This is a genomic window from Gemmatimonadaceae bacterium (assembly GCA_036273715.1).
GTDB lineage: Bacteria > Gemmatimonadota > Gemmatimonadetes > Gemmatimonadales > Gemmatimonadaceae > JADGGM01.
In genome coordinates this window covers 69333-93673 of record DASUHB010000031.1, presented here as the reverse complement: position 1 = coordinate 93673, position 24341 = coordinate 69333, and the positions used below count along the sequence as shown (strand labels likewise).

The 24341-nt window shown below is 66.6% G+C and carries 27 protein-coding genes, 1 tRNA gene and 1 pseudogene; 25 read left to right on the top strand and 4 right to left on the bottom strand.

Going from position 1 to position 24341, the window contains the following annotated elements; all coding sequences use genetic code 11:
* Positions 1 to 14: 14 nt before the first annotated feature.
* Positions 15 to 1892: a sodium:solute symporter family protein gene (locus tag VFW04_06510; protein ID HEX5178961.1), complete on the bottom strand. Its 1878-nt coding sequence runs from the start codon at positions 1890 to 1892 to the stop codon at positions 15 to 17.
* On the bottom strand, positions 1889 to 3139 hold the full coding sequence (locus tag VFW04_06505; GenBank protein HEX5178960.1) for a serine hydrolase domain-containing protein: 1251 nt from the start codon (positions 3137 to 3139) through the stop codon (positions 1889 to 1891). The genes VFW04_06510 and VFW04_06505 overlap by 4 nt, the downstream gene beginning before the upstream one ends.
* A 90-nt stretch (positions 3140 to 3229) precedes the next feature.
* Between VFW04_06505 and VFW04_06500 the strand changes: the two genes are divergently transcribed.
* From VFW04_06500 to VFW04_06395, 22 genes and pseudogenes are all read left to right on the top strand, one after another.
* Complete coding sequence (locus tag VFW04_06500; GenBank protein ID HEX5178959.1) at positions 3230 to 4456, top strand: DUF1343 domain-containing protein; 1227 nt, start codon at positions 3230 to 3232, stop codon at positions 4454 to 4456.
* 123 nt (positions 4457 to 4579) lie between these two features.
* A complete protein-coding gene (locus tag VFW04_06495; protein HEX5178958.1) occupies positions 4580 to 4915 on the top strand; it encodes a hypothetical protein in 336 nt (111 codons plus the stop codon).
* A gap of 146 nt (positions 4916 to 5061) precedes the next feature.
* The gene (locus VFW04_06490) at positions 5062 to 5775 is read left to right on the top strand and encodes a CDP-alcohol phosphatidyltransferase family protein (protein HEX5178957.1); all 714 of its coding nucleotides are present in this window, start codon (positions 5062 to 5064) and stop codon (positions 5773 to 5775) included.
* A gap of 66 nt (positions 5776 to 5841) precedes the next feature.
* Positions 5842 to 7113: an inositol-3-phosphate synthase gene (locus tag VFW04_06485; protein HEX5178956.1), complete on the top strand. Its 1272-nt coding sequence runs from the start codon at positions 5842 to 5844 to the stop codon at positions 7111 to 7113.
* Complete coding sequence (locus VFW04_06480; GenBank protein HEX5178955.1) at positions 7110 to 7538, top strand: hypothetical protein; 429 nt, start codon at positions 7110 to 7112, stop codon at positions 7536 to 7538. The genes VFW04_06485 and VFW04_06480 overlap by 4 nt, the downstream gene beginning before the upstream one ends.
* Before the next feature lie 5 nt (positions 7539 to 7543).
* Complete coding sequence (locus VFW04_06475; protein ID HEX5178954.1) at positions 7544 to 7837, top strand: hypothetical protein; 294 nt, start codon at positions 7544 to 7546, stop codon at positions 7835 to 7837.
* The gene (locus tag VFW04_06470; protein HEX5178953.1) at positions 7837 to 8985 is read left to right on the top strand and encodes a thiamine pyrophosphate-dependent dehydrogenase E1 component subunit alpha; all 1149 of its coding nucleotides are present in this window, start codon (positions 7837 to 7839) and stop codon (positions 8983 to 8985) included. The genes VFW04_06475 and VFW04_06470 overlap by 1 nt, the downstream gene beginning before the upstream one ends.
* Complete coding sequence (locus tag VFW04_06465) at positions 8978 to 9955, top strand: alpha-ketoacid dehydrogenase subunit beta (GenBank protein ID HEX5178952.1); 978 nt, start codon at positions 8978 to 8980, stop codon at positions 9953 to 9955. Before VFW04_06470 ends, VFW04_06465 begins: the two co-directional genes overlap by 8 nt.
* Before the next feature lies 1 nt (position 9956).
* Positions 9957 to 10241: a hypothetical protein gene (locus VFW04_06460; protein ID HEX5178951.1), complete on the top strand. Its 285-nt coding sequence runs from the start codon at positions 9957 to 9959 to the stop codon at positions 10239 to 10241.
* A gap of 4 nt (positions 10242 to 10245) precedes the next feature.
* Positions 10246 to 11610, top strand: a complete 1365-nt coding sequence (locus tag VFW04_06455) for a dihydrolipoamide acetyltransferase family protein (GenBank protein ID HEX5178950.1) — start codon at positions 10246 to 10248, stop codon at positions 11608 to 11610.
* A 2-nt stretch (positions 11611 to 11612) separates the two neighbouring features.
* Positions 11613 to 11873 carry a hypothetical protein gene (locus VFW04_06450; GenBank protein ID HEX5178949.1) on the top strand — a complete coding sequence of 87 codons (261 nt, stop codon included), beginning with the start codon at positions 11613 to 11615 and terminating at the stop codon, positions 11871 to 11873.
* 3 nt (positions 11874 to 11876) lie between these two features.
* The gene (locus VFW04_06445) at positions 11877 to 12143 is read left to right on the top strand and encodes a hypothetical protein (GenBank protein HEX5178948.1); all 267 of its coding nucleotides are present in this window, start codon (positions 11877 to 11879) and stop codon (positions 12141 to 12143) included.
* Positions 12140 to 13012 (top strand): PHP domain-containing protein, encoded by an 873-nt coding sequence (locus VFW04_06440; protein HEX5178947.1) that lies wholly within the window; start codon positions 12140 to 12142, stop codon positions 13010 to 13012. The genes VFW04_06445 and VFW04_06440 overlap by 4 nt, the downstream gene beginning before the upstream one ends.
* Positions 13009 to 13455 (top strand): peroxiredoxin, encoded by a 447-nt coding sequence (locus VFW04_06435; GenBank protein ID HEX5178946.1) that lies wholly within the window; start codon positions 13009 to 13011, stop codon positions 13453 to 13455. Before VFW04_06440 ends, VFW04_06435 begins: the two co-directional genes overlap by 4 nt.
* Entirely contained in the window at positions 13456 to 14184 is a 729-nt protein-coding gene (locus VFW04_06430) for an SDR family oxidoreductase (protein ID HEX5178945.1), read from the top strand. It begins immediately after the preceding gene.
* A gap of 81 nt (positions 14185 to 14265) precedes the next feature.
* Positions 14266 to 15255: pseudogene (locus VFW04_06425) on the top strand (FAD-dependent oxidoreductase).
* Between the two features lie 2 nt (positions 15256 to 15257).
* Entirely contained in the window at positions 15258 to 15902 is a 645-nt protein-coding gene (locus tag VFW04_06420; protein HEX5178944.1) for an MBL fold metallo-hydrolase, read from the top strand.
* Complete coding sequence (locus VFW04_06415) at positions 15899 to 16393, top strand: DUF4149 domain-containing protein (GenBank protein ID HEX5178943.1); 495 nt, start codon at positions 15899 to 15901, stop codon at positions 16391 to 16393. The genes VFW04_06420 and VFW04_06415 overlap by 4 nt, the downstream gene beginning before the upstream one ends.
* Before the next feature lie 60 nt (positions 16394 to 16453).
* The gene (locus tag VFW04_06410; GenBank protein HEX5178942.1) at positions 16454 to 17281 is read left to right on the top strand and encodes a hypothetical protein; all 828 of its coding nucleotides are present in this window, start codon (positions 16454 to 16456) and stop codon (positions 17279 to 17281) included.
* Between the two features lie 76 nt (positions 17282 to 17357).
* Positions 17358 to 18761: an aspartate ammonia-lyase gene (locus VFW04_06405; GenBank protein ID HEX5178941.1), complete on the top strand. Its 1404-nt coding sequence runs from the start codon at positions 17358 to 17360 to the stop codon at positions 18759 to 18761.
* Between the two features lie 56 nt (positions 18762 to 18817).
* Complete coding sequence (locus VFW04_06400; GenBank protein HEX5178940.1) at positions 18818 to 19273, top strand: Rrf2 family transcriptional regulator; 456 nt, start codon at positions 18818 to 18820, stop codon at positions 19271 to 19273.
* Positions 19274 to 19316: 43 nt separating this feature from the next.
* Positions 19317 to 19871 carry a hypothetical protein gene (locus VFW04_06395; GenBank protein HEX5178939.1) on the top strand — a complete coding sequence of 185 codons (555 nt, stop codon included), beginning with the start codon at positions 19317 to 19319 and terminating at the stop codon, positions 19869 to 19871.
* Between the two features lie 38 nt (positions 19872 to 19909).
* Here the strand turns inward: VFW04_06395 and VFW04_06390 are convergent.
* A tRNA-Leu gene (locus VFW04_06390) sits at positions 19910 to 19993 on the bottom strand.
* Between the two features lie 146 nt (positions 19994 to 20139).
* Here VFW04_06390 and VFW04_06385 point away from each other — a divergent pair.
* Positions 20140 to 21705 (top strand): hypothetical protein, encoded by a 1566-nt coding sequence (locus VFW04_06385; protein HEX5178938.1) that lies wholly within the window; start codon positions 20140 to 20142, stop codon positions 21703 to 21705.
* Here the strand turns inward: VFW04_06385 and VFW04_06380 are convergent.
* On the bottom strand, positions 21696 to 22916 hold the full coding sequence (locus tag VFW04_06380) for an ABC transporter permease (GenBank protein ID HEX5178937.1): 1221 nt from the start codon (positions 22914 to 22916) through the stop codon (positions 21696 to 21698). The genes VFW04_06385 and VFW04_06380 overlap by 10 nt on opposite strands.
* 142 nt (positions 22917 to 23058) lie before the next feature.
* Here VFW04_06380 and smpB point away from each other — a divergent pair, with 142 nt between their 5' ends.
* Positions 23059 to 23529, top strand: coding sequence for an SsrA-binding protein SmpB (smpB, locus tag VFW04_06375; protein HEX5178936.1), 471 nt, complete (start codon positions 23059 to 23061; stop codon positions 23527 to 23529).
* Positions 23526 to 24341 carry an N-acetylmuramoyl-L-alanine amidase gene (locus tag VFW04_06370; GenBank protein ID HEX5178935.1) on the top strand — a complete coding sequence of 272 codons (816 nt, stop codon included), beginning with the start codon at positions 23526 to 23528 and terminating at the stop codon, positions 24339 to 24341. Before smpB ends, VFW04_06370 begins: the two co-directional genes overlap by 4 nt.

Sequence of the window (24341 nt, the reverse complement as noted above, 5' to 3'; positions counted from 1 at the left end):
GGCCGGACAGCACTTCAGTCGTCACTTCCCGCGGCCACCGGGGACGCGGCGCCAATTGGTGCCGGCGTCGGCGTGTCCACACCCTCGGACCGGAACGATCGCGCGATCCATAGGAAGGCAGCCAGCGCGATGGCCAGGAGGATAACGCCCTGTCCCGGGTAGCCGAAGATGATCTTGCCCGTTCCGAACAGCGTACCATACACCGCAACGATGCCGGCGAGCCAATTGCCCCAGGCGCCCGAGCCTCCCGGAATCGGCTCCTGGCCCAACCCGAGTCCGCGCGAAACGCCGGCCCAGCCGGGGCCGCCCGGCCGCACCCGCAGATAGAACGACTCGAGCACCGCTTTCGGTTCCGGCGCCGTGGCAAACGTGACCGCGATCCAGACGACGGTGGTGATGCCGACGGTGATGACCATGACCCAGGCGTCTGCGTTAGGCCCGCCCTGCGCGACGACGGCGGGGACAAAAGCGTCGGGCCGCGCCACGAGTCCGATGGCGTGGAGCAGGCGGCCGGCGTAGCCCAGGACGACGATCGCGACGACGAACGACGTGATCATCGCGCTGATTTCCGACCAGGCGTTGATGCGCCACCAGTACCAGCGCAGGATGAGCACGAGGCCGGTACCGGCGCCTAACGCAAGCAGCAGGCGCCAGGCCTGTTCGACGGACGACAACTGCCACGTGACGACGATCGACGCCAGGAAGAGGAAGACCGTCGCCCACCGGGACACCTGCACGTAGTGCCGGTCGTCCGCATCGCGGTTCACGAATCGCTTGTAGAAGTCGTTCACCAGGTACGACGCGCCCCAGTTGAGCTGCGTGCCGATCGTCGACATGTAGGCGGCGGCGAACCCGGCCAGCATGAACCCGCGCCATCCCGTCGGCAGCAAGTCGACGAAGGCGTGCACGTAGCCGGATTCCTTGTCCTGCAGCGTCGGGTACAGGATGATCGTGGCCAGGCCGGTGATGATCCACGGCCACGGGCGGATGGCGTAGTGCGCCACCTGGAAAAAGAGCGTCGCCAGCACGCCGTCGCGCTCGGTGCGCGCCGAGAAGATCCGTTGGGCGATGTAGCCGCCGCCGCCGGGCTCGGCGCCCGGATACCAGGCGGCCCACCATTGCATGAACAGGAACACGCCTAACGAGAGCAGCGGCATCCAGGCGTAGGCGGCGATCGACCCGTGCTGCAGCGAGACCGGGAGCACCGACAACGCCGCGGTCTCGCTGCCGAAGTGCGCCGCCACGCCGCGCTTGAGCGCGTCCATGCCGCCCACGGCCTTCACGGCGAACACGGCCAGCACGATCACCGCGGTCATCTTGATGACGAACTGGATGAGGTCCGTCCACAGCACCGCCCACAACCCGGCGGCGACCGAGTAGAGCATCGTCACGCCGAAGCAGATGGCCACGGCGATGTACGGATTCACGCCTAACGAAATGGTGAGGATCTTGATCATCGCCCGCGTCACCCAGCCGAGGATGATCAGGTTCATCGGGATGGCGAGGTAGAGCGCGCGGAATCCCCGCAGCACCGCCGCCGGCTTTCCGCTGTACCGGATCTCGGCGAACTCGACGTCGGTCATCACGCGCGCGCGCCGCCAGAGGCGCGCGAAAAAGAACACGGTGAGCATGCCGCTCATCAGCATGTTCCACCACAGCCAGTTGCCGGCGACGCCGTTCGCGACGACGAGGCCCGTCACCACGAGGGGCGTGTCGGCGGCAAACGTCGCTGCCACCATCGACGTACCCGCCAGCCACCACGGCACGTCGCGTCCGGAGAGGAAATACTCGTTGAGGCTGGCGCCGCCTTTTTTCGTGTAGATGAAACCGATGCAGGTGGAGATGACGAAGTACGCGGCGACGAGCGACCAATCGAGCAGCGTCAGCTTCATGGAGCGGCTCCGGTGCCGGCCGCCGATGGCGGCGTGGGGCCGTGACCGTCGATCACCGAGACGACCGCGTCGGCGAGCTGCACACGGACGGGGCCGAGGCGCGGGTTGTCGCGCGTCGGGTCGACGCGGTTGGTGAGCAGGATGACGAAGAGATCGCGCGCCGGATCGATCCAGATCGAGGTGCCGGTGAATCCCGTGTGGCCGAACGCGCGGTTCGACATCCGGTGGCCGGCCGAGTTGCTTCCGTTAGGCACTTCCCATCCGAGGGCGCGGTTGGACAGGGTCGCATCCTGCACGCGGGTGAACGTGTCGATGGCCACCGGCGTGACGATGCGCGCCCCGTCGAGCTGGCCGCCCTCGAGGTACATGCGCGCGAACCGGGAAAGATCGGCGGCATCGCTGAACAACCCGGCGTGCCCCGAGACGCCGCCGAGGAAGTAGGCATTCTCGTCGTGCACCTCGCCGTGCACCAGGCGGCCGCGCCACGGATCGCGCTCGGTGGGCGCGATGCGCGGGAGCAGGCGCTTGGGCGGCTTGAACATCGTGGACGTCATGCCTAACGGAGCGAAGACGTGGCGCCTGAGATAGACGTCGAGCGGCTCGCCCGACACGCGCTCGACGATCTTGCCCAACAAGATCGCGCCCAGGTCGCTGTACACCATGCGCACGCCGGGCAGCGTGTCGAGCGGCGTCTGATAGAGCAGGCGCAGCGCCTCGGCAGGGGAGGTCGCTTCCTTGTACAGCGGGCGCCAGCCCGGCAGCCCGGAGCTGTGCGTGAGCAAATGCCGGACGGTGACCAGCTCCTTGTGCGGCCCAACGAACTCGGGCAGGTAGCGCTGCACCGGCGCGTCGAGATCCACGCGGTGGTCGGCCCAGAGTTGCATGAGCGCCGTGGTCGTCCCGATCACCTTGGTGAGCGACGCCAGGTCCCAGATCGTGTATTCGTCCACCTTGGGCGACGGCGCCCAGTCCTGATGCCCGACAGCGACCGTCGCGATCACCTCGTGTCGATCACCGACCATCGCAATCGCGCCCGGATACGCCCGGTCGGCCAGACCGCGCTCGAGCACCGCGCGCATCGAATCGCGTACCGGGTTGCGCGGTGCGTCGTCCGCAAGATGTGGCGTGGCCGTCTGCGCGCGCGCAGACGCGGCGACCATCGCCAGTGCGGCGACGGACCCGATCACCCAGGAGCGCGTGCGGCGCGGCGCTGCCATCACGCGCGATGTATCTTCCACCGTCGCCATTGGAGAATGAGCCGAGCCATGCATCGTCGGGTACGCGAAAGGTGTGTTGAAGCGGGCGCGATCGTGATGGCGCTCGCGTGCGTGAGTGGAATGGGGCAACCGCGTCACACACACGTCGAGCCGGGGATCACTGTGCTGCTGCGGGACAGCGCATCGCTGCTCGCCGGAAAACGCATCGGCTTACTGACCAACCAATCCGGTGTCGATGAACACGGGACGAGCGACATCGACCTCTTGTATCGGGCGTCGAAGTCGGGAACGGAGACCGCGCCCGCTCCGAAGCTCGTCGCGCTACTCTCACCCGAGCACGGGATCCGCGGCACCGAAGATCGCAGCAATCTGGCGAATGGTCGCGATGCGCGCACGGGGCTTCCGATTTATTCGCTGTACGGCCAGACCGTGCTCGCGCCTCCGGACTCGCTGCTCGACCGTCTCGACGCGCTCGTCATCGACCTGCAGGATCTGGGTGCACGAGACTGGACCTACGTCGCGTCGATGGTCTATGCGATGCGGGCGGCCGCCCAGCATCACGTGTCGGTGATCGTGCTCGATCGACCCAACCCGATTACCGGCATGCACGTCGAAGGTCCGGTGCTCGACAGCTCGGTTGCATTCGCGGGGACCGGATCGGCGGCCCGCCCGGCGCACCCCACGGCGCTCTTTCCGATTCCGATGCGCCATGGACTCACCATGGGCGAGCTCGCGCGCTTCTACGACGACACGCTCGGATTGCACGCGGATCTGCACGTGATCCCGATGTCCGGCTGGCATCGCGACGAGTGGTTCGATCAGACCGGACTCCCGTGGATCAAGCCGTCGCCCAACATGCCGTCCCTGGCCAGCGCAACGTTATATCCGGGCACCGTGTGGCTCGAGTCGACCAACCTTTCCGTTGGGCGGGGCACGCCTGACGCGTTTCAACAATTCGGCGCGCCGTGGTTGAACGCGAAGCGCGTCGTCGATCTGCTCGCGGATCGGAATCTGGACGGCGTCAAGTTCGAGGTGGCGCGATTTACTCCCGAGCACCCCACCGATCAGAAGTACGGCGGCAAAACGGTGAACGGGATCAAAATCGTGATCACTGACCGGGATCGGATCCAGACGTCGCGGCTGGGTGCGGCCATCATCTGGGCAGTGGCCCGGGTCGACCGGGATTCACTGCGAATTCGGCCGGAATCGTTCGATCTGCTCTTCGGGCAGCCGTCGGCGCGCGTCGCGCTGTTGTCGGGTGCCGACCCGGACAGTCTCATCGACGCATCGCTGGCGGCCACAATCCGGTTCGAGGAAGCCTCGAGGAAGTATCAGCTCTATCGCTAGCTCAACGATTGGGCCTCCATTGTGCATAGCGGGTGAAGCGGGATATTCTCCCGGACGCGGCGCGGGTCGTCGTCGGCTCGCGGCACGTCATCCGCCCTCGTTTCTATCGAGAGGAGATACGCAATGAAGAGAGCACTGGTGACGCTCATTCTGGGCGTCGCACTCGTTGGCTGTCATCGCAGTGTGAAGGTGAACACGGCGCCCGCGCCTGCGACGGCAACCGCCGTGACCTTCCACGTCACGAACAACCTGGCGCAGCCGGTGAACGTGTATGTCACGACCGGCGGATCGGACGTGCTTGCGGGACAGGTTGCGGGGAACAGCACGTCGGCGCTGAGCGTGCCCGCCGTGGTCAGCGGGGCCACCGTGTCACTCAAGGCACGCACGGCGGACGGGACGCACACGTACACGCGCGACGATGTGACGCTCACGTCTTCCTACACCTGGCAAGTGCCGTAAAGGTTGCTCGGCGCTTTTACGGCGGCTAATTTCCGGGCCGGAGCGAGACTCCGGCCCGTTGCGCATGTGCCTGTGTGCGACCGGGCGAGGCAACGGTTGGTGTTGGTTCGGCGCATGAAGGTACAGGCGGTGCGCACGGCCGCCGAATGAGACTACTGCCCGATTGGCTGACGCGCGGATATCTGGCCCTCATCAATCCCGTTGCTGAGTGGCTGGTCCGTCGTGGGGTTCGGCCGAACACCATTACCACGGTCGGAACGCTGTGCTCGGTAGCCGGAGGGATCATCTACGGCACGGGCCACATTCGGACTGGGGGTTGGTTTTTGGGTTTGACGGCGCTGTTCGACGTGCTCGACGGGATGGTGGCTCGACGCACCAACCAGAGCTCGCCGTTCGGCGCTTTCTATGATTCGACGCTGGACCGGGTAGCGGATGGGTTCGTGCTGGGGGGGTTGGCCGTGTTTTTCTCGACGCGGCCGGGCTGGGTGGGGACGGGCATGGTGGTGGTGTGCGTGCTCGGTTTGATCGGAACGTTCGTGACGTCGTACACACGCGCGCGGGCGGCGTCGTTGGGCGTCGATGTGCACGTCGGCTGGCTGCAGCGTCCGGAGCGCGTGGTGTTGTTGTCGGCGCCGCAGGCGTTCTTCGGGCTCGCGTTGGGCGGGCTCGTTCTCATTGCAATCATCGTTCTGTTGACTGTCACCTCGTGGATCACTGCCGCCCAGCGCATAGCCGCCGTACACGCGGCGGTGCGCCGTGACGAGTCGGATCCGCCTTCCGTTCGTGCGCTGAGCGAGGCAAGCGCTGCCAAGCGTCGCAGCGCGTCATCCGCACAGCGCGTCATCGCCAAAGGAGAATAGTTCGTGCAGGGTTCCGCATCGGCCGGGAACCGGCCAGTCCCTCGACCGGCAACCGGTCGTCTCGGAGTGCTCACGCCGGGCCTCGGCGCCGTTGCCACCACGTTCATGGCGGGGACCGAGAGCGTGCGGCGCGGGCTGTCGCAACCGATCGGCTCGCTGACGCAGATGGCGACGATCCGGTTAGGCAAGCGCACCGAAAATCGCGCGCCGCTCATCAAGGAGTTCGTGCCGCTGGCCGCGCTCGACGATCTCGTGTTCGGCGCCTGGGATCCGATCCCGGACGACGCGCTCACGGCGGCGCGCAAGGCCGGGGTGCTCGAGGAGCATCACATCGCGCCGATCGCCGACTTCCTGAGCGCGATCACCCCGATGCCGGCGGTGTTCGAGAACCGGTACGTGACGCGCATCAACGGCACGAACGTGAAGAAGGGCAAGACGAAGCGCGATCTCGCGGAGCAGCTGCGGCAGGACGTGCGTGACTTCAAAGCGAAGCACAAGCTCGACCGGCTGGTGATGGTCTGGTGTGCGTCGACCGAGACGTACATCAAGGCCGGCTCGCAGCACGCGACGCTGGAGCAGTTCGAGAAGGCGATGGAGCGCAACGACGATGCGATTTCGCCCGCGATGCTGTACGCGTGGGCCTCGATCATGGAAGGCGTCCCGTTCGCGAACGGCGCGCCCAACCTGGCCGTCGATGCGCCGGCGTTGATGCAGCTGGCGAACGAGCGCGGCGTGCCGATCTCGGGCAAGGACTTCAAGACCGGCCAGACGTGGCTGAAAACGGTGATCGCGCCGGCGCTCAAGGCGCGCATGTTAGGCCTGTTAGGCTGGTACTCCACCAACATCCTCGGCAATCGCGATGGAGAGGTGCTCGACGATCCCGCGTCGTTCAAGACGAAGGAGGAGTCGAAGCTCAGCGTGCTGCACACCATCCTGCAGCCGGAGCAGTATCCGGAGTTGTACAAGGATTTCTCGCACGTGGTGCGGATCAACTACTACCCGCCGCGCGGCGACAACAAGGAAGGCTGGGACAACATCGACATCAAGGGGTGGCTGGGCTACCCCATGCAGATCAAAGTGAACTTCCTGTGCCGCGACTCGATTCTCGCGGCGCCGATCGTGCTCGACCTCGCCCTGTTCATGGACTTTGCGCAGCGGGCGGGGTTGAAGGGGATTCAGGAATGGCTGTCATTCTATTTCAAGAGTCCGATGGCCGCGCCGGGCCTGCAGCCGGAGCACGATCTGTTCATCCAGCAAACGAAGCTCAAGAACACGCTGCGTCACCTGATGGGCGAAGAGCAGATCACGCATTTAGGCATGGAGTACTACGCGTCGTGAAGCGTCTGGCGGCGGTGTTCGCGGGCGCGGTTGCCGCAGCGGCCGTCGCCGCGTGCGGTCCAACGCAGCGGCCCACGGACTATCGCGCATTCACGCAGCACTATGCGTTCGTGATCTCGAGCGATCCGATTCCGCCAATGGCGAGGGAGAAGGTTCGCTACAAGGTCGTCGTACGCGACAAGGAAACGAACCAACCGATTCAAGGCGGCGAGGGCATTCTGTACGCCGAGAACCGTGACGGCGTGAAGACGTGGGACAGCTTCACGGCCGGTCCTGAAGTGGGGACCTACTACGCCGAGCGCTTGAACTTTCTGACGTCGGGGGACTGGGCAATGGGCCTGCGATTCCGCCGCGACTCCGTGCATCCGCTCGAGCAGGCGGACTGGATGCAGGAAGTCGACGCCGACACTTCGAAGATTCCCTGATCGCCATGCGCCATTTTCATCGGACGCACATTCCGCCGGCCGACGTGCTCGCCCTGGCTGATGAGTACTTCCCCCGGTTGGGCCTGACGCGGGGTTCGGTGCAGGAGCGCGCGCGGTCGTACACCGGTGCGTTAGGCACGATGACGCTCAAGGTCAAACCGGAAGGCGGCCACTACACGTTCATCGACGCCGAGACGGACCAGCCGGGCGAGAGCCGGCTCGACCGCAACGTCAAACGGTACTTCGTGAAGGTGCACCGGAGCGCCGATCCCGCGCACCGGCTCGAGGCGGCGTACTGATGGCGTCGCGCACCTCGTCGCGCGGGCGGAGCGCGGCCCGATCGCGCGCGACCGCCGTGACCCCTGCGGCCCAGGCCCCGTCGGCCGCACTCGACCGGGCGCAGAAGCTGGAGCTCTACTACTATATGCGCCTCACGCGGTCGCTCGAGGAGCGGCTGGTGAATCTGTACCGGCAGACCAAGGTGATCGGCGGCCTGTTCCGCTCGTTAGGCCAGGAAGCGGACGCCGTGGGCAGCGCCTACGCGCTCGACCGCTCGAAGGGCGATTTCCTCTCGCCGCTCATCCGGAATCTCGGGTCGATGCTGGTGCAGGGCGCGCAGCCGCTCGAGATCATCCGACAGTACATGGCCAAGGGCGACTCGCCCACGCGCGGCCGCGAGCTCAACATCCACTTCGGCGATCTCGAGCGCGGGTTCATCGGCCAGATCTCGCACCTGGGCGACATGGTGCCGGTCATGGCCGGCGTCACACTGAGCTTCAAGATGCGAGGACAGGATCGTGTGGGTCTCGTGTACATCGGCGATGGGGCGACGTCCACCGGCGCGTTCCACGAAGGCATCAATTTCGCCGCGGTCCAACGGTGTCCGTTAGTCGTGGTCGTGGAGAACAACGGCTACGCGTACTCGACGCCGACGTCCAAGCAAACGGCGGCGGCGGAGTTCAAGGACAAGGCGCTTGCGTACGGCATTCCGGGCGAGCAGGCGGATGGCAACGACGTGCTGGCCACCTACGATGTGACCAAGCGCGCCGTCGACCGTGCGCGTCGCGGCGAGGGTGTGACGTTGATCGAACTGCTCACGTATCGCCGCAAAGGACACGCGGAGCACGACAACCAATCGTACGTCCCCGAGGGGGAGATCGCGCGGTGGGCGTCGACGAACGATCCGGTGGACCGGTACGTCGCGTACTTGGAGAGTGCGGAGGGCCTCTCGGCCGGCGAGCTGACGGAGATCGACGCGCGCGTGCAGCGCGAGATCGACACCGCCACCGACCTGGCCGAGCAGTCGCCGATGCCCGAACCGAGTGACGCGCTCGTCGGGGTATACGCGAATCCGCCGTCGGCCGAGGCGCCGTGGTACCGGCAGGGTGTGTCGAGTGCCGTGACGGCGAACGAACGGCCGGCTGCCTGGGGGACCTTCAATGGCTGAGACGACGTATCTCGAAGCGATCCGCCAGGCGCTGTTCGAGGAAATGGACCGCGACCCGAACGTCTTTGTGTTAGGCGAAGACATCGGCGCCTACGGCGGCGCGTTCAAGGTGACGGATGGGCTGCTCGCGAAGTACGGCGAGTCGCGGGTGATCGACACGCCGATTTCCGAAGCGGCCATCGTCGGCGCCGCGGCGGGAGCCGCGCACATGGGCATGCGCCCGGTGTGCGAGATGCAGTTCATCGACTTCATCTCGTGCGCGTACGACATGCTCACCAACTACGTGGCGACCGCGCGCTATCGCGCCTTCCTGCCGTGTCCGATCGTCGTCCGCGGTCCGAGCGGCGGATACGTGCGCGGCGGGCCGTTCCATTCGCAGAATCCCGAGGCGGCGTTCCTGCACACGCCGGGTCTCAAGATCGTGTATCCGTCCACGGCGAGCGACGCGTACGGGCTGCTCAAGGCGGCGATTCGCGACGACGACCCGGTGCTGTACTTCGAGCACAAGTATCTGTACCGCCGAATCAAGGAGGAGCTGCCTAACGGCGACCACGTGGTGCCGATCGGCAAGGCGCGCCTGGCGCGCGAGGGAAGGGATCTGTCGATCATCACGTACGCGGCTACGGTCTGGAAAGCGCTCGAGGCAGCCGAACAGTTGGAAAAGGAAGATGGGTTGTCGGTGGACGTGCTCGATCTGCGTTCGCTGTTGCCGATGGATGACGAAGCGATCATGGCGACGGTGAAGAAAACGAATCGCGTGATGATCGTGCACGAGGATACGCGCACCGGGGGCGTCGCGGGTGAAGTGACGGCGCGGATTACCGAGCGCGCGTTCGCGTGGCTGGATGCACCGATTCTTCGCGTGACCGCGGCGGACGTGCCGCTGCCGTATTCACCGCCGCTCGAGGATTTTGTGCTGCCACAGACGTCGGACATCGTGACGGTGGCGCGTCAACTCGCGGCATACTGAGGTGGGTCGGGAGCGCACGGGACCGCCGCGCCTGGCGATCGGATGTCTGTTGTTGCCGGGAAGCTTTTTTGGCGGTGGGATGATTGGCGTCGGGTTGGCGCAGATCGTCGATACCGTGACGGGGTGCAAAGCGGGGACGGACCTGCCGTCGTGCAACACGTTCACGTTTTTTCTGGGCGGCGGCATCGTCGGCGCAATCGTGATGATGGTCCTGGTCCAGTGGCGTATTCGGCGTCGCCCAGGCGGCGCCGTTCGGACGGGATTGAAACAATCGAAGAGGAGCTGAGCCAGTGTCACGCATCGATGTGATCATGCCGCAGATGGGCGAGTCGATCGCGGAGGGAACGCTTTCGAAGTGGTTGAAGAAGGTGGGCGACGAGGTGAAGCGCGACGAGCCGATCTTCGAGATCTCGACCGACAAGGTGGACGCGGAGATTCCGGCGCCATCGGCGGGGGTGTTGGCGGAGATCTTGGTGCAGGAGGGTCAGACGGTTCCGGTGCAGACGGTGGTGGCGCGTCTGGAGACGGAGAAGGGGGCGTTGGTTGGCGCGGGTGCGGCGCCATCGGCTGGTGCGGGTGCGGCCGCGGGGCCCCCCCCCGCTGTCGAATCTACGCCTGCGGCAGCCGAGTTGTCTCATCCGTCTGCGGCGACCCCAAGCGTTCCGGTGCACGCTGGCAACGGCGGCGGCAATTCCTTCGAGGACCGTCTGCGCACCAAGTCATCGCCGCTCGTGCGCAAGATCGCCGCGGAGCACGGCATCGAGCTCACCGGCATGCGAGGCTCGGGCATCGCCGGCCGCGTGACGAAGAAGGACATCATGCAATACCTGGATGCGGGCGGCGCCGCGCCGCGTCCCGCCGCACCGTCGGCCCCGAGCGCACCGATCGCGCCGCGCCAGGCCGCCGCCGCGTCGTTAGGCACCATGTGGCCCACACCCACCGCCGAAGCCGGCGATGTCGTCGAGCCCATGTCCAAGATGCGCGCGCTCATCAGCGAGCACATGGCCCTGTCGCGCCGCACCGCCGCCCACGTGACGTCGTTCATGGAGATCGACTTCACGCGCGTCGCGCGCTTGCGGGCCAAGCACCGCGCGAACTTCGAGGCCGCAACCGGTCAGAAGCTCACGTATCTGCCGTTCATCATCAAAGCCGTCGTCGATGGCATCAAAGCCTTCCCGGTGATGAACGCCTCTGTCGCCAACGACACGATCATCTACCGCAAGCAAGTGAACATCGGCGTCGCCGTCGCGCTCGACTGGGGGCTCATCGTGCCCGTCATCAAGCACGCGGACGACCTTTCGATCACCGGCATCACGCGCACGCTCAACGATCTTGCCGGACGCGCGCGCGCCAAGAAGCTGAATCCGGAAGAGGTGCAGGGCGGGACGTTCACGATCACGAATCCCGGCGTGTTTGGGTCCCTCATGGGCACGCCGATCATCAATCAGCCGCAGGTCGCGATCCTCGGTGTCGGCACGATCGAGAAGCGGCCGAAGGTGATGACCGGCCCGGACGGTGAAGACGTGATTGCGATTCGCACCTGTTCGTACTTCTCGATCTCGTTCGACCACCGCATCATCGACGGCGCCATTGCCGATCAGTTCCTGGCGCACGTCAAGAAAACCATCGAAACGTATCCCGAGTCGGGATTCTGACCGTGGCCAGAGCGCTCACCATGCGGCGTTCGATCGTTCCTCTCGCCGATCGAAAGAAGTTCTTGCAGAAGCTGAAGAGCCGGCAAAAATATTTCGTCGGCGCGGGCTGCAAGTTCTGGGTGTTCGAGGAAAGCGATCTCACCGGCGCGTTCGTCGAGTTCATCGAGGCGGACGATCCGAAAACGCTTGCCCAGGCGCTCGCCGACGCGTCGGAGCAGCCGGCCGAAGCCGTGCGCATCTACGAAGAAGTGGACGTGGACTAACCGATGCCCATTCGCACAATCACGATCGACGGCGCGCGCTGGGACGTGATGCCCTCGGGGCGCGTCACGCAGTATGACCGAGATGAATTTGCGCTCCTGTTCATCACCGGCGACGGGGCCGAGCGACGCGTGCGCACGGTGCGCTACTCGCCGCAGGGCGCCCGGTCGCGAGACAGCTCGTTGGCCGAGCTGTCGGACGCAGATCTGGCGCGACTCTTCGCGCACTCGCAGGAGAGCGCCACGTCGCCGGAGGCGGGGTACCGCCGGTGACCGGAACGCCGATCGCACCGGGCGCCGGCACGGGCGTCCGGTGTGTGGATCTGCACATGCATTCGACGGCGTCGGATGGCTCGCTCTCGCCTGAGGCCGTGGTCGGCGCGGCGGCCGCGGCCCATCTCGCGGCCATTGCGCTCACCGACCACGACAGCGTGGGAGGCATCGCGTCGGCGCGTGAGGCCGGCGCCCGGCTTGGCGTGCGCATCGTGACCGGCGTCGAGCTGAGCGCCATCGACGCCGACGGGGAAGCGCACCTGCTGGGCCTGCACCTGACGCGCCTCGAGGCGATCGAGCGGCACCTCGCCGTGTTCCGCGAATCCCGGCGCGCGCGGGCCGGACGCATCGTGGAACGCCTCCGTGCGTTAGGCATCCCCGTGACGGTGGATGCCGTGCTCGCCGAGGCCGGCGACGCCGCGATCGGCCGGCCGCACGTGGCGCGCGCGCTCGTCGCCGGCGGTTGGGCCAAAGATCTCCGCGACGCCTTCGACCGGTTGCTCGGCAACGGGCGTCCGGCGTTCGTGCCCAAATATCGGCTCACGTTAGGCGAAGCGATCGGCATCGTGCACGACGCGGGCGGCCTCGCCGTCCTGGCGCACCCCGGTCCAAGCGGCACGCGCGCCCGCCTCGAAGCGTTGCGCGGCGACGGCCTCGACGGAGTCGAGGTGCTGCACCCGGGTCATTCCAGCGAAGACATCGCCCGCCTCAGCGCGCTCACCGAGCACCTGGGATTGCTGCCCAGCGGCGGCTCGGATTGGCACGGCGCCAAGGCGGGGCCGCGTCTGATCGGCGTCATGCGCGTGCCCGAGATGTGGCTCGTGCGGCAGGATGACCGCTTGCGTGCCTCGGCGGCGAACGTCGCATGAGCACCGCGCTCCTCGCCGTCGGCGATGCGGCGCCGCCCTTCGAGGCGCCGGCCAGCGACGGGAAAACGTACACGCTGGCGCGGCTCATCGCCGCGCAGGCGGTGGTGCTCGTGTTCTACCCGGGCAACAACACCCCTGGCTGAAACAAACAACTCTCCGCCGTGCGCGATGAGTTGAACGCATTCCACAAGGCCGGTATCCAACCGTTAGGCGTGAATCCCGCCAGCGTGGACGCGCACGCGCGCTACGCGGCCAAGATGATGTTCAACTTCCCGTTGCTGAGCGACCCGACGCGCGAGATCGCCCGGGCGTACGGCGCCCTCAAACCCGATGGCCGGCTCATTCAGCGCACCGTGTACGGCATTGGCCGCGACGGACGCATCGCGTTTGCCGCTCGGGGCGCGCCCGCGCCGGGCGACGTGATCGCCGCGCTGGAGCGTTGAATGGATCCGAACGGACGCGTCGCGCTGGTCACCGGCGGTGCGCGACGAGTGGGTCGCGCGCTCGCTCTCGCCCTTGCCGATCGCGGCGCGCGCCTGGCCATCCATCACCACGAGTCGCCGGAGGATGCCGCGTCGCTGGTCGAGGAGCTGGCCGCGCGCGGCATCGAAGCGGCGGCGTTCTCGTCTGATCTGCGTAAGGCGGACGCGCCGGACCGCCTCATTGCCCAAGTCGTTCAGCGATTCGGCTCTCTCGACATCCTCATCAACTCGGCCGCGATCATGGCGCGGCGCTCGCTCGAGGAGCTGACGCCCGACGACTGGGACGACACGTTCGCGCTCAATCTGCGTGCCCCGTTTTTCTGTGCCCGTGCCGCGGCGCGCGCGATGGCGGATCGCGGCGGCGTGATCGTGAATCTCGCCGATCTCGCGGGGATCGAGACGTGGCCTGCGTACGCCGCGCACGGCATCTCGAAGGCCGGCGTGATTCACATGACGCGCGTGCTCGCGCGGATCCTCGCGCCGCGCGTGCGCGTGAACGCGATCGCGCCGGGCGCCGTGTTGCTACCCGAGAGCTGGAGCGCCGACGACGCGGCGCATCTCGAGCAGTCCACACCGTTGCGCCGTCTGGGGTCTCCGACCGATGTCGCGCAGGCGATGCTGTACTTGATCGAGGCCGACTACGTGACTGGTGACCTGCTCATCGTCGACGGCGGACGGCACATTCGCTAGGAACGGGGTGATCTTCCTGGCGCTTTATCTTTCGGAGTGCAGAGGACCAACGGCGGTCTCTCAACCCGTGATCGAAGGAGCATGGCGGTGGGTCAGACACACGACTACGATGTGGTGATCGTTGGGGCCGGACCGGCGGGTCTGACGGCGGGGTTGTACGCGGGACGGGCGATGCTGCGCACGGCGATTCTGGAGCGCGGCGCGGCCGGCGGCGAGCTGCTCAACACGGAGCTCATCGAAGACTATCCCGGCTTCGAGCGCATCGAGGGTTGGGAGCTGGCGCAGAAGCTCGAGGAGCACACCCGGAAATTCGGGGCGGAGCTTGTGTTAGGCGTGACGGTGGACGGCGTGCATCGGGCGGCCGACGGCACCTTCGAAACCGCCACCGATGCCGGCGACGTCTAGCGGTCGCCGGCGGTGATCGTCACCGCGGGCGGCACGCCGGTCAAGTTAGGCGTGCCCGGGGAAGCGGAGTATGCGGGGAAGGGCGTGTCGTACTGCGCCATCTGCGACGGCGCGTTCTTCAAGGGCCACACGATTGCCGTCGTGGGAGGCGGCGACGCCGCCGCGGAGGAAAGCGATTTCCTCACGCGGTACGCCGAGAAGGTCTACCTCATCCACCGGCGTCACGAGTTGCGCGCGTCCAAGATCATCCAGCAGCGCGTGTTCGAGAACCCGAAAATCGAAATCATCTGGGACACCGTGGTGGAGATCGTCGAGGGCGACACGCACGGCCTGGTCGATAACCTGGTGCTGCGCAACGTGCACACGAACGAGACGCGGGACCTGCCGGTGACCGGCCTGTTCGTGTTCGTGGGCTTTCGTCCCAATACGGGGATCATCGGCGAGCACTTCGCACACGACGCATCGGGCTACGTGGTGACGGACGGCAACATGCAGAGCTCCATCCCGGGCCTGTTCGTGGCGGGCGACCTGCGCTCGCAGCTCACGCGGCAGGTCACGACGGCAGCGGGCGACGCGACGACCGCGGCCATCGCGGCGGAGAAGTATCTCGCGGCCCTGCGCGACGGGGGAGCCGCCGCGCCGGCAGCCGCCGTCGGAGCCCGTTAGGCGTGCGCGTCGAGACGATCCGCGTCGGACCGTTCCAGGAAAATACGTATCTCGTCGTGTGCACCGGAGCGCGCGAATGCGTGCTCGTCGATCCCGGCGCCGAGCCCGATCGGCTTCTGCACGCGGTCCGCCAATCCGGCGCCACGCTGCGCGCAATCTGGGTGACGCATCCGCACGTGGATCACATCGGTGCGATCGCCGGTATCAAGCGCGTGATGGACGTCCCGGTGTACGCGCACCCCGATGGCGCGCCGCTCTACGACGAGGCGGCCGAACAGGGGCGCGCATTCGGCCTCGAGGTCGAACAGCCGCCGCCTCCAGATGTGGCCCTCCGAGAGGGCGACACGGTCCGCGTGGGGAAGCACGAGTTTGCCGTCATCGACACGCCGGGGCACGCGCCCGGACACGTCGTGATCCACGGCCACGGCATGGCGTTCGTGGGCGACTGCCTGTTCGCGGGCTCCGTCGGGCGCACCGACCTTCCGTTAGCAAACGCCGCCGACCTCGTGCGGTCGCTCGACCGCATCTGCGCCCTGGATGATTCCACCATCTTGTATTCCGGACACGGCCCCGCGACGACGCTCGGGCGCGAGAAGCAATCGAATCCGTTCCTCAACGGCACGGTGCGCATCCTGGGCGGCGCATGAGTCGCTCGAACACGCCGGTGACCATCGCGGCGCTCGTGCTCGCGGCGTGGCTCGGCACATCGCTCTTCTTTTCGGCGATCGTGGCGCCCGCGGCGTTTCGCGCGCTGCCCGATGTATCGATGGCCGGCGCTCTCGTTCGCGCGACACTGCCGGCCGTTTTCTACTGGGGAATGATCGCTGGGCTCATCGCGCTGTGGCTCGGCGGCACGAGCGCCGCGGATCGGGGGCGCCTCGCGCGCAATCTGTGTTCCGCGGGTGTCGTGGTGTGCTGCGCCGTGGGGCAATTCGTCGCCGTACAGCGCATCGATCGGCTCAGCGCACGGCTCGCCGCGCCGATCGAGTCGCTCGCCCCAACCGACCCCTCCCGCCTGACGTTCGATCGACTCCATTCGCTGTCCGTCGGCGCGCTTGGCGTCGCCATGCTGCTCGCGCTGGCATCCATCGTACTGTTGTGGCGGGCTGGTCTGGCGTCAACGGTTAGTCGTGAGTAACCATTCAGTCGAGCACCTCTTCCCGCTTCCATTCTGACGAAGGCTTTCGGAGGACCACCCATGCAACTTTCTCGTCTGCTTGTCCTTTGCGGCGTGGCCGTGCTCGGCGCCTGTTCGTTGTCCACCGACTTGCCCACGACGAGACCGCTCGGCGTCGTGGTGTTGACGGATACCGTGGATGCGGATAGCAACACGGTCCTGTTCCCGGTCGCACACTTTTTCAACGGCACCGGCGTGGTCGTACCGGACAGCAGGAACGTCGCGGACTCGTGCGTCGTAATTCCCTATCTTGCCGACACGGGAGCGTTCCCCTACGACCGGTTTCAGGCGCTGAACGCCGGCGACTCCATTATCGTGCAGACAGGCGGCGCAACGGCGAGCTTGTTCCCCCAATTCATCGGAACCTCCCAGGTCGCGACAGGGCAGTACGATTTGGGGACGGCGTCGCCGATGCCGTTCACGCCCGGGAACGAAGTGTCGGTGACGGTGCCGGGGGCAACCGGCCCCTCGTCGTTCCCACCCGTGGCAGCGTCCGCCGCCACAGCCGCGCCGTACACGGTGAATCCGATCAATCGGAATCCGCCGGTCGACTCGTTCAACATCTCGTGGCAGCCGGCAGCCGGCCCGGGATCGGCGGTAGTATTCATCGTGCAGTTCGATACCGCGGCGACGGCCACCGGCAATCCGATTCCGATCGAGATGTATTGCTCCGACGAAGACACCGGCGTCCTCACGGTTCCGCAATCGGTTGCGCGGCTCTGGCTCAAGGCGCTGCCGGGACCGCGGAATCTGCGCTCCTATCGGTGGCAGAGCACGGTGCAGAACAACGGCGCGGCCGGACTGATCATCATTTCGCAGCACAACGAATACCGGCCTGACGCGCCGTAACCGCGCGTCGCGCCGGCGCCGCTCCGTTAGGCCGGCGCCGGCGCGGTGTGTGTCTCCATTCACCATTGTCCCAACCATGACCCAGCACACCCGCGCCGAGAAGGACCCGCTCGGCGAGCTGTCCGTCCCCGAGAGCGCGCTCTACGGCGTACAGACCGTGCGCGCGATGCAGAACTTTCCGATCAGCGGCCTGCGGCCCCTGGCGATGTTCGTGGACGCCGTCGTGTGGATCAAGCGATCGGCGGCGCTCACGCACAGGGAGACCGGCCGGCTCGACGGGCGGTTGGCGGACGCGATCGTCGCCGCCGCGGATGAGGTGCTGGCCGGACAGCACCGCGACCAGTTCGTCGTCGACGTCTATCAGGCCGGCGCCGGCACGTCGCACAACATGAACGTGAACGAAGTGCTGGCCAACCGCGCCAACGAGCTGCTCGGCGGACGGCGCGGCGCCTACACGCCCGTGCACCCGAACGACCACGTCAACATGGCGCAGTCGACCAACGACGTGATCCCGACCGCCATTCGGTTAGGCGCGCTCGCGCTCCTGAAGGATCTGGCGCCCGCGCTCGCGGGCTTGCGCGACCGCTTCCTGGAGAAAGGACGCGCGCTCGACGATGTGATCAAGAGCGGCCGCACGCATCTCCAGGATGCGATGCCGATTCGGTTAGGCCAGGAATTCCGCGCCTACGGCCTGACCATCGAGCGCAACGCGCGCCGCCTGCGCGACATCGGCGACTTCCTGCGCGATCTCGGGATCGGGGGCAGCGCGGTCGGCACCGGCGTGAACGTCGAGCCGCAATATCCCGCGCTCATGATCCGGCATCTGCGCAAGGTCACCGGCCTGGATTTGCGGGAAGGCGAGGATCGCATCCAGCTCATGCAGAGCATGGGCGACGTCGCGGCGTTCAGCGCGCAGCTCCGGACGTTCGCCGTCGACCTCAGCAAGATCGCGAGCGACCTGCGGCTGCTGGCGTCCGGTCCGCGCACCGGCTTCGACGAGATCGTGATGCCGGCCGTGCAGCCGGGATCGTCGATCATGCCCGGCAAGGTCAATCCGTCCATCGCCGAGATGGTGAATCAGGTGTGCTTTCAGGTGATCGGCAACGACACCTGCGTGAGCGCGGCGGCCGAGCACGGGCAGCTCGAGCTCAACGTGATGATGCCGGTGATCGCACACAACCTGTTCTTCTCGATGATCATTTTGACTAACGCGACGACGGCCTTCGCCGAGCGGTGCGTGTCCGGCATCATGGCGAACGAGGAGCAGTGCGCGTTCTGGGTGGAGCGCTCGGCGGCGCTGGCAACGGCGCTGGCGCCGCAGATCGGCTACGCGCGCGCGGCCGAGCTGAGCAAGCGATCGGTGAAAGAAAACACGCTCATTCGGGACCTCGTGCGCAAGGAAGGCGTGCTCCCGGAAGCGGAAATCGATCGCGTTCTGGATCTGCGGCGCATGACGGAGATCGGCGTGCCCGGCAAGTGACATAGCGGCGAGAAATCGGGCTTGCCGCGCTCGCACTCGAACCCTATCCTGAGATCATGCGGATCACGACGTGGGCGGAGTACGGTCTGATCTGTTCGCTGCACCTGGCACAACGGGCGCACGACGGTCCGGTCACCGGTCGTGACATAGCCACCCGCGAGCGGCTTCCGGTCGATTACGTCGAGCAGATCCTGCTGCGGCTGCGCCGGGCCGACATCGTCAAGAGCACGCGCGGCGCACACGGCGGCTATTCGCTCGCGCGCGCGGCCGATCAGATCTCCGTCCGCGATGTGATCGCGGCCTCGGAGCTCACTACATTCGATCTGCACTGCGTCTCGCACCCGGTCGACGACGAGCGGTGCGCCGCCTCGCACGCGTGCAGCATCCGGCCCGTGTGGGTGCTGCTCCAGCAAAAGATCGATGCGGTCCTCGATGGCGTGCACCTCTCCGATCTGATGCACGACGAACCCGCCGTTCGCGAACGAGTCGGACTTCCCGTCCTGCAGGTCTAACCGCCTCGCAACCTGCTCGCCGCCCAACGGATCGATTGAGCCAATGTGGCGCAACTGGCGTCGGGATCGTGATCTCCGAGAAAAGGCTAACGCGTACGTCGCGACCCTCGGCCTCGAGCCGGCAGAAGACGACGTGTCCTGGCTCGCTGAGCACGGAACTGGCGGAGACGTCGACCACGCGCGTTGGGAGCTTCGATACGCGCGGCGCGCGCTCGGGTTGTTGACGGCGCAGCGCGACGCATTGGACGACCGCACGGCGTCGGTCGTCGCCCGAGCACTGGCTGGCGCGCTGGCGCGCGACAAGGCCGTGGCGCCGGGCAAACTCCGGATTGCGGAGCATCAGTTGAACGAGCGCCTTCGGGCGTATAGCGAAGCGCTATCCAATCGTCAGGGAGAGGGCAGCGGCTGGCATCTGGGACGCGCACTTCTGGAGTTCGCGGGGCGCAGGGAAGCGGTGAGTGCGGAGGACGTGGCGCACGCGTCCGAAATTCTGACTCGCTACTTGGCAGACGGGAACGCGGCGCTGCGCGAGCGCTTCGGATCCGTCGACCTTCCCGAAGACGTCGCTCCTTCGGCGGTCCGAAACGGGCCCCGATGATGCAAAACGGGCGACGAAAGTCGCCCGTTTGCTGGTGATGCCGAAGGGGGGACTCGAACCCCCACGGGCTTACGCCCACTGCGCCCTGAACGCAGCGCGTCTACCAGTTCCACCACTTCGGCGTGGACGCGTAACCTATTGAGCCACTTTGACAAAGTCAAACAGCAGCACCGGCATTTCGCGTTGGGCGACGACTGACGTTCGTCGGTCGAGTGCATCACCGGAGCGGCGCACGCCGCCGGCCGGCGTCACTGCACTGCGGACGAACGTGCGCCGTCTGCGCGCGCCCGATCGAACTGCGTTAGACGCGAGCCGGGTGCTCGACGCGCCGTGTCTCATCGTCGAATCGAGACGCGGGTCGTCGATTGCGCGCGGCGACGTCGCGTGGTCCGCGGCCGAGCAGCCGTGCGGGGTCGGCGCCGCCGGCTGGCAGTGGGACGGCGAGCGCCTGCGCGCCCACACCGGGCGGTATGGGTTCCGGCCGCTGTTCGTGCGCCGGCTTCGCGACGGCGTCGCGCTCTCGCCCTCGTTAGTCAGGCTCATGTCGATCGGCGGGTCGCTGCCGATCGATGACGCGGCCATGGCGGTGTTTCTCCGCATCGGCTTTTTTGTGGGCGAGGACACGCCGTTCCGAGACATCCGCGTCTTGCCGCCGGGCGGCCGCCTCGAGTGGCACGACGGCATCCTGTCGATCGAGGCGACGTATCCGCGGGTCCACGCCGCCGACCTGACGCGCTCAGCCGCGATCGATGCGTTCATCGACGTTTTTCGCGACGCGGTGCGGCGCGCGGATCCCGGCGTGCATCGCAACGTGGTGCCGCTCAGCGGCGGCCGGGACTCGCGCCACATCCTGTTCGAGCTGTGTGCGGCGGGGCATCCGCCCGAGCGCTGCCTAACGCTGCGCAACTACCCGCCGCGCGGCACGCGCGACGTGGTCGTGGCAACGGAGATCGCGCGCGCCGTGGGCGTCACCCACGAGCTGATCGACGAAACGCCCTCGCGCATCTCGGCGGAGCTGCGCAAGAATCTGCTCACACACTTCTGCGCCGACGAGCACGCGTGGTTCATGGCGTTGGCCGACCGCCTGTCCGAGCAGGACGTCGCGATCTGGGATGGCATCGCCGGCGACGTGCTGTCCAACGGCCACCGCCTGGAGGCGTCCCACCTGGCGTTGGCGCGCGAGGGCCGCGTCGAAGAATTGGCCCAGCTGATGCTGGACGAGGGCGCGCTGCGCATGGTGCCGCCCGCGATGGCGGCGCGGTGGACACGCGACCTTGCAATAACGCGCGTGTCCCGGGAGCTGCGCCTGCACCTCGATGCGCCGAACCCGATCGGCTCGTACATCTTCTGGAATCGGACGCGCCGGGAGATCGCGCTCGTGCCGTTCGGCCTCTGGAACGCGGCTGGGCGCGTGATGACGCCCTACCTGGATCCCGCGGTGTTCGAGCTCCTGGCCTCGCTGCCGGCTGAGATGTTCCTCGACAAGCGATTCCATCCCGATGTGATCCGCCGCGCGTATCCGGCGCACGCGTACCTGCGGTTCGATACCGAGACGGGGCTGCGTCCCGTGCGTGCGCCTAACGGAACGCCCGCCGACGCCCCGTACTACCGCCGCCTGCTCCGTGAGGCCGGGGCCTACGTGGCCGGCCTGCGGCGGCCGCGGTTGATGCGCCGCGGGTGGCTCGTGTCGCGCTCCGCCTACTGGTACGTGCGCGGGGACTTCAGCGACACCCAGCTCGTGCCGTTTGCCCTCTACCTGGCGCAGTTGGACAGCGTGAGCCAGTGGTGCGAGAACCGCGACCCGGAGTTCGGCGTGGCCGCCGATCACTCGTAGCGCAGCGCGATGATCGGATCGAGGCGCGACGCGCGGCGCGCCGGCCAGACGCCGAAGATGATGCCGACCAGCGCGGCGAACACGAACGCGACGCCGACGGTCGCCGGCACCACCTGCTCGTTCCACCGCATCACATCCTTCAGCGCCGATGCGCCGCCGACACCGACGAGGATGCCGATGACGCCGCCGAGCGCGCACAGCGTGACCGCCTCGATCAGGAACTGCAGCAGGATCTGATGCTGCGTTGCGCCTAACGCCTTGCGGATGCCGATCTCGCGGGTTCGCTCGGTGACCGAGACGAGCATGATGTTCATGATGCCCACGCCGCCCACGAGCAGGCTCACGCTCGCGATCGCCGCGAGCAGCAAGCTGAAGATCTTCGTCGTGTCGCTGAGCGCGCTCAGAAAATCCATCTGGCTGTGGATGCGGAAATCATCGGATTCGCCCGGGCGAAGCCGATGGGCCCGTCGCATGATCCGCTGCAATTCCGCCATCGTCTGCGGAATGGCCGCTTCGCTCGGCGCCAACACGTCGATGTCGTTCAGGTACGGCGTGTCGAACACGATGAAGCGCCCGGTGTTGAAAGGGATCAGCACCTGATCATCGGGGTCGAAGAAACCGCCGGCCGCTTCTCCCTTCGAGGCGAGCACACCGATCACCGTGAAGCCGATCCCCGAGATCCGGATCTCTTTTCCCAGGACGTCGCTGGCGTTGGGAAAGTTGAGATCGCGCAGGACGGTCGTGCCGACCACGGCGACGCGGCGGCGCGCATGGCCGTCATCGTCGCTGAACATGCGTCCGAGCGCGATGTGGTAGTTCTGCACCTGGAGAAAGTTGGGCGTGGCGCCGGTGATCTGCACGTACGTGTTGGCGCCATGATACTCGACCTGGAGATCGCGATGCTGTTGCGGCTGGATGGCCGTGATCAGCCGCGAGCGGCGCTTGAGAAAGTCCACATCCTGCATCGTGATGTGGTGGATGTCGCTCGTTTCGACGCCGCCATGCACGACGCGGGTGGGATTCACCGACAGACGAGTGGTGCCGAGCGATGCGATGCGCGTCTGGATGGCTCGTCGCGCACCCGTGCCAAGTGCCAACATGGCGATGACGGCAGCCACACCAATGACGATGCCGAGCATCGTGAGGACGGATCGAAGCTTGTTTGCCGCCAGCGCGCGCAACGCGACGGCGACGATCTCTCCAATGATCATGTTCCGATGATATCAAACGGACCGGAGTTCGTGTGTTGCCTGCGTCTCCCGAGGGGTCTAACTTGCCTCTCGTACGATCGTCCATTACCTGGCTGTTCCGCGCCGCCTGCAGGCGGTGTGTGAACGCCGCGATTCCCCGTCCTTGCCCACAGCCGACGACACCAACGCGCAAGCGCCCGTCGCGCGGAACAAGCGCGCCCGGCACGACTATCATCTCCTCGACACGTGGGAGGCTGGTATCGTGCTTACGGGTACGGAGATCAAATCGCTGCGCGCCGGACAGGCGAACATCGCCGACGCGTACGCGATCGTCACCGGCGGCGAGGTGTTTCTGCTCAATGCGCACATCGCACCCTACGAGCAAGGCAATCAATTCAATCACGAGCCGCGCCGCACGCGAAAGCTGCTGCTCCATCGGCGCGAGATTCGAAAGCTCATTGGCGCGGTCGAGCGGCAAGGGCTGACGCTGGTGCCGCTCGATGTGCACTTCACGCGGGGGAAGGCGAAGGTGACGCTCGCGTTGGGCAAGGGGAAGAAACTCCACGACAAGCGCGACGATGCGCGGCGGCGTGAGGACGAGCGCGAAATGGCGCGGGCGGCGCGCGTCCGATGATTGCCGCGCTGTTGCTGGCCTTTCAGGTGGCTGTAGCGCCCGCGGTACGCGGCGGCGATGCGCCCGTGCGCATGCCCTCCAGCGCCGCTCATCGGACGGTGGTCGTCGACGCCGGCCATGGCGGTCCGGACAATGGCATGTCGGGGCCCATCGGTACGCGCTGGAAAGTCTATGAAAAGAACATCACGCTCGAGGTCGCAAAGAAATTGGCGAGCGCGCTCCGCGCGCGCGGTCTTCGGGTGGTGATGACGCGCACGACCGATACGCTGATCGCGCTCTCCGATCGCGGCCGGATTGCGAACGAGCATCACGGCGATCTTTTCGTGTCGATCCACGTCAACGCGGCCAATCCCGCGTGGAAGGATCCCGGTGCGGCGCGCGGCTTCGAGACGTACTTTCTCGCCGAGGCGAAGACCGAGGACGCGAAGCGCGTGGAAGAAATGGAGAACGCGTCGGTGCGATTCGAGACGGACGTGTCTGCCAAGAAAGGCGATCCGCTGAGCTACATCATGAACGACATGGCGCAGAACGAGCACCTGCGCGAGTCGAGCGAGCTGGCGGACCTGATCCAGGAACACCTGGGCTCGATCGAGCCCGGCCCGAGCCGGGGCGTGAAGCAGGCGGGATTCCGCGTGCTCGTAACGGCATACATGCCGGCGGTCCTGGTCGAGATCGGGTTCGGCACCAATCCCGCCGACGCGCGGTTCATCACCAATCCGGCGCGGCAGCGGCAGATCGCGTCGGCGATCGCGGATGCGACGGTCGAATATCTCGACCACTATCAGCGCCGGTTAGGCGTGGCCACGCCGTGA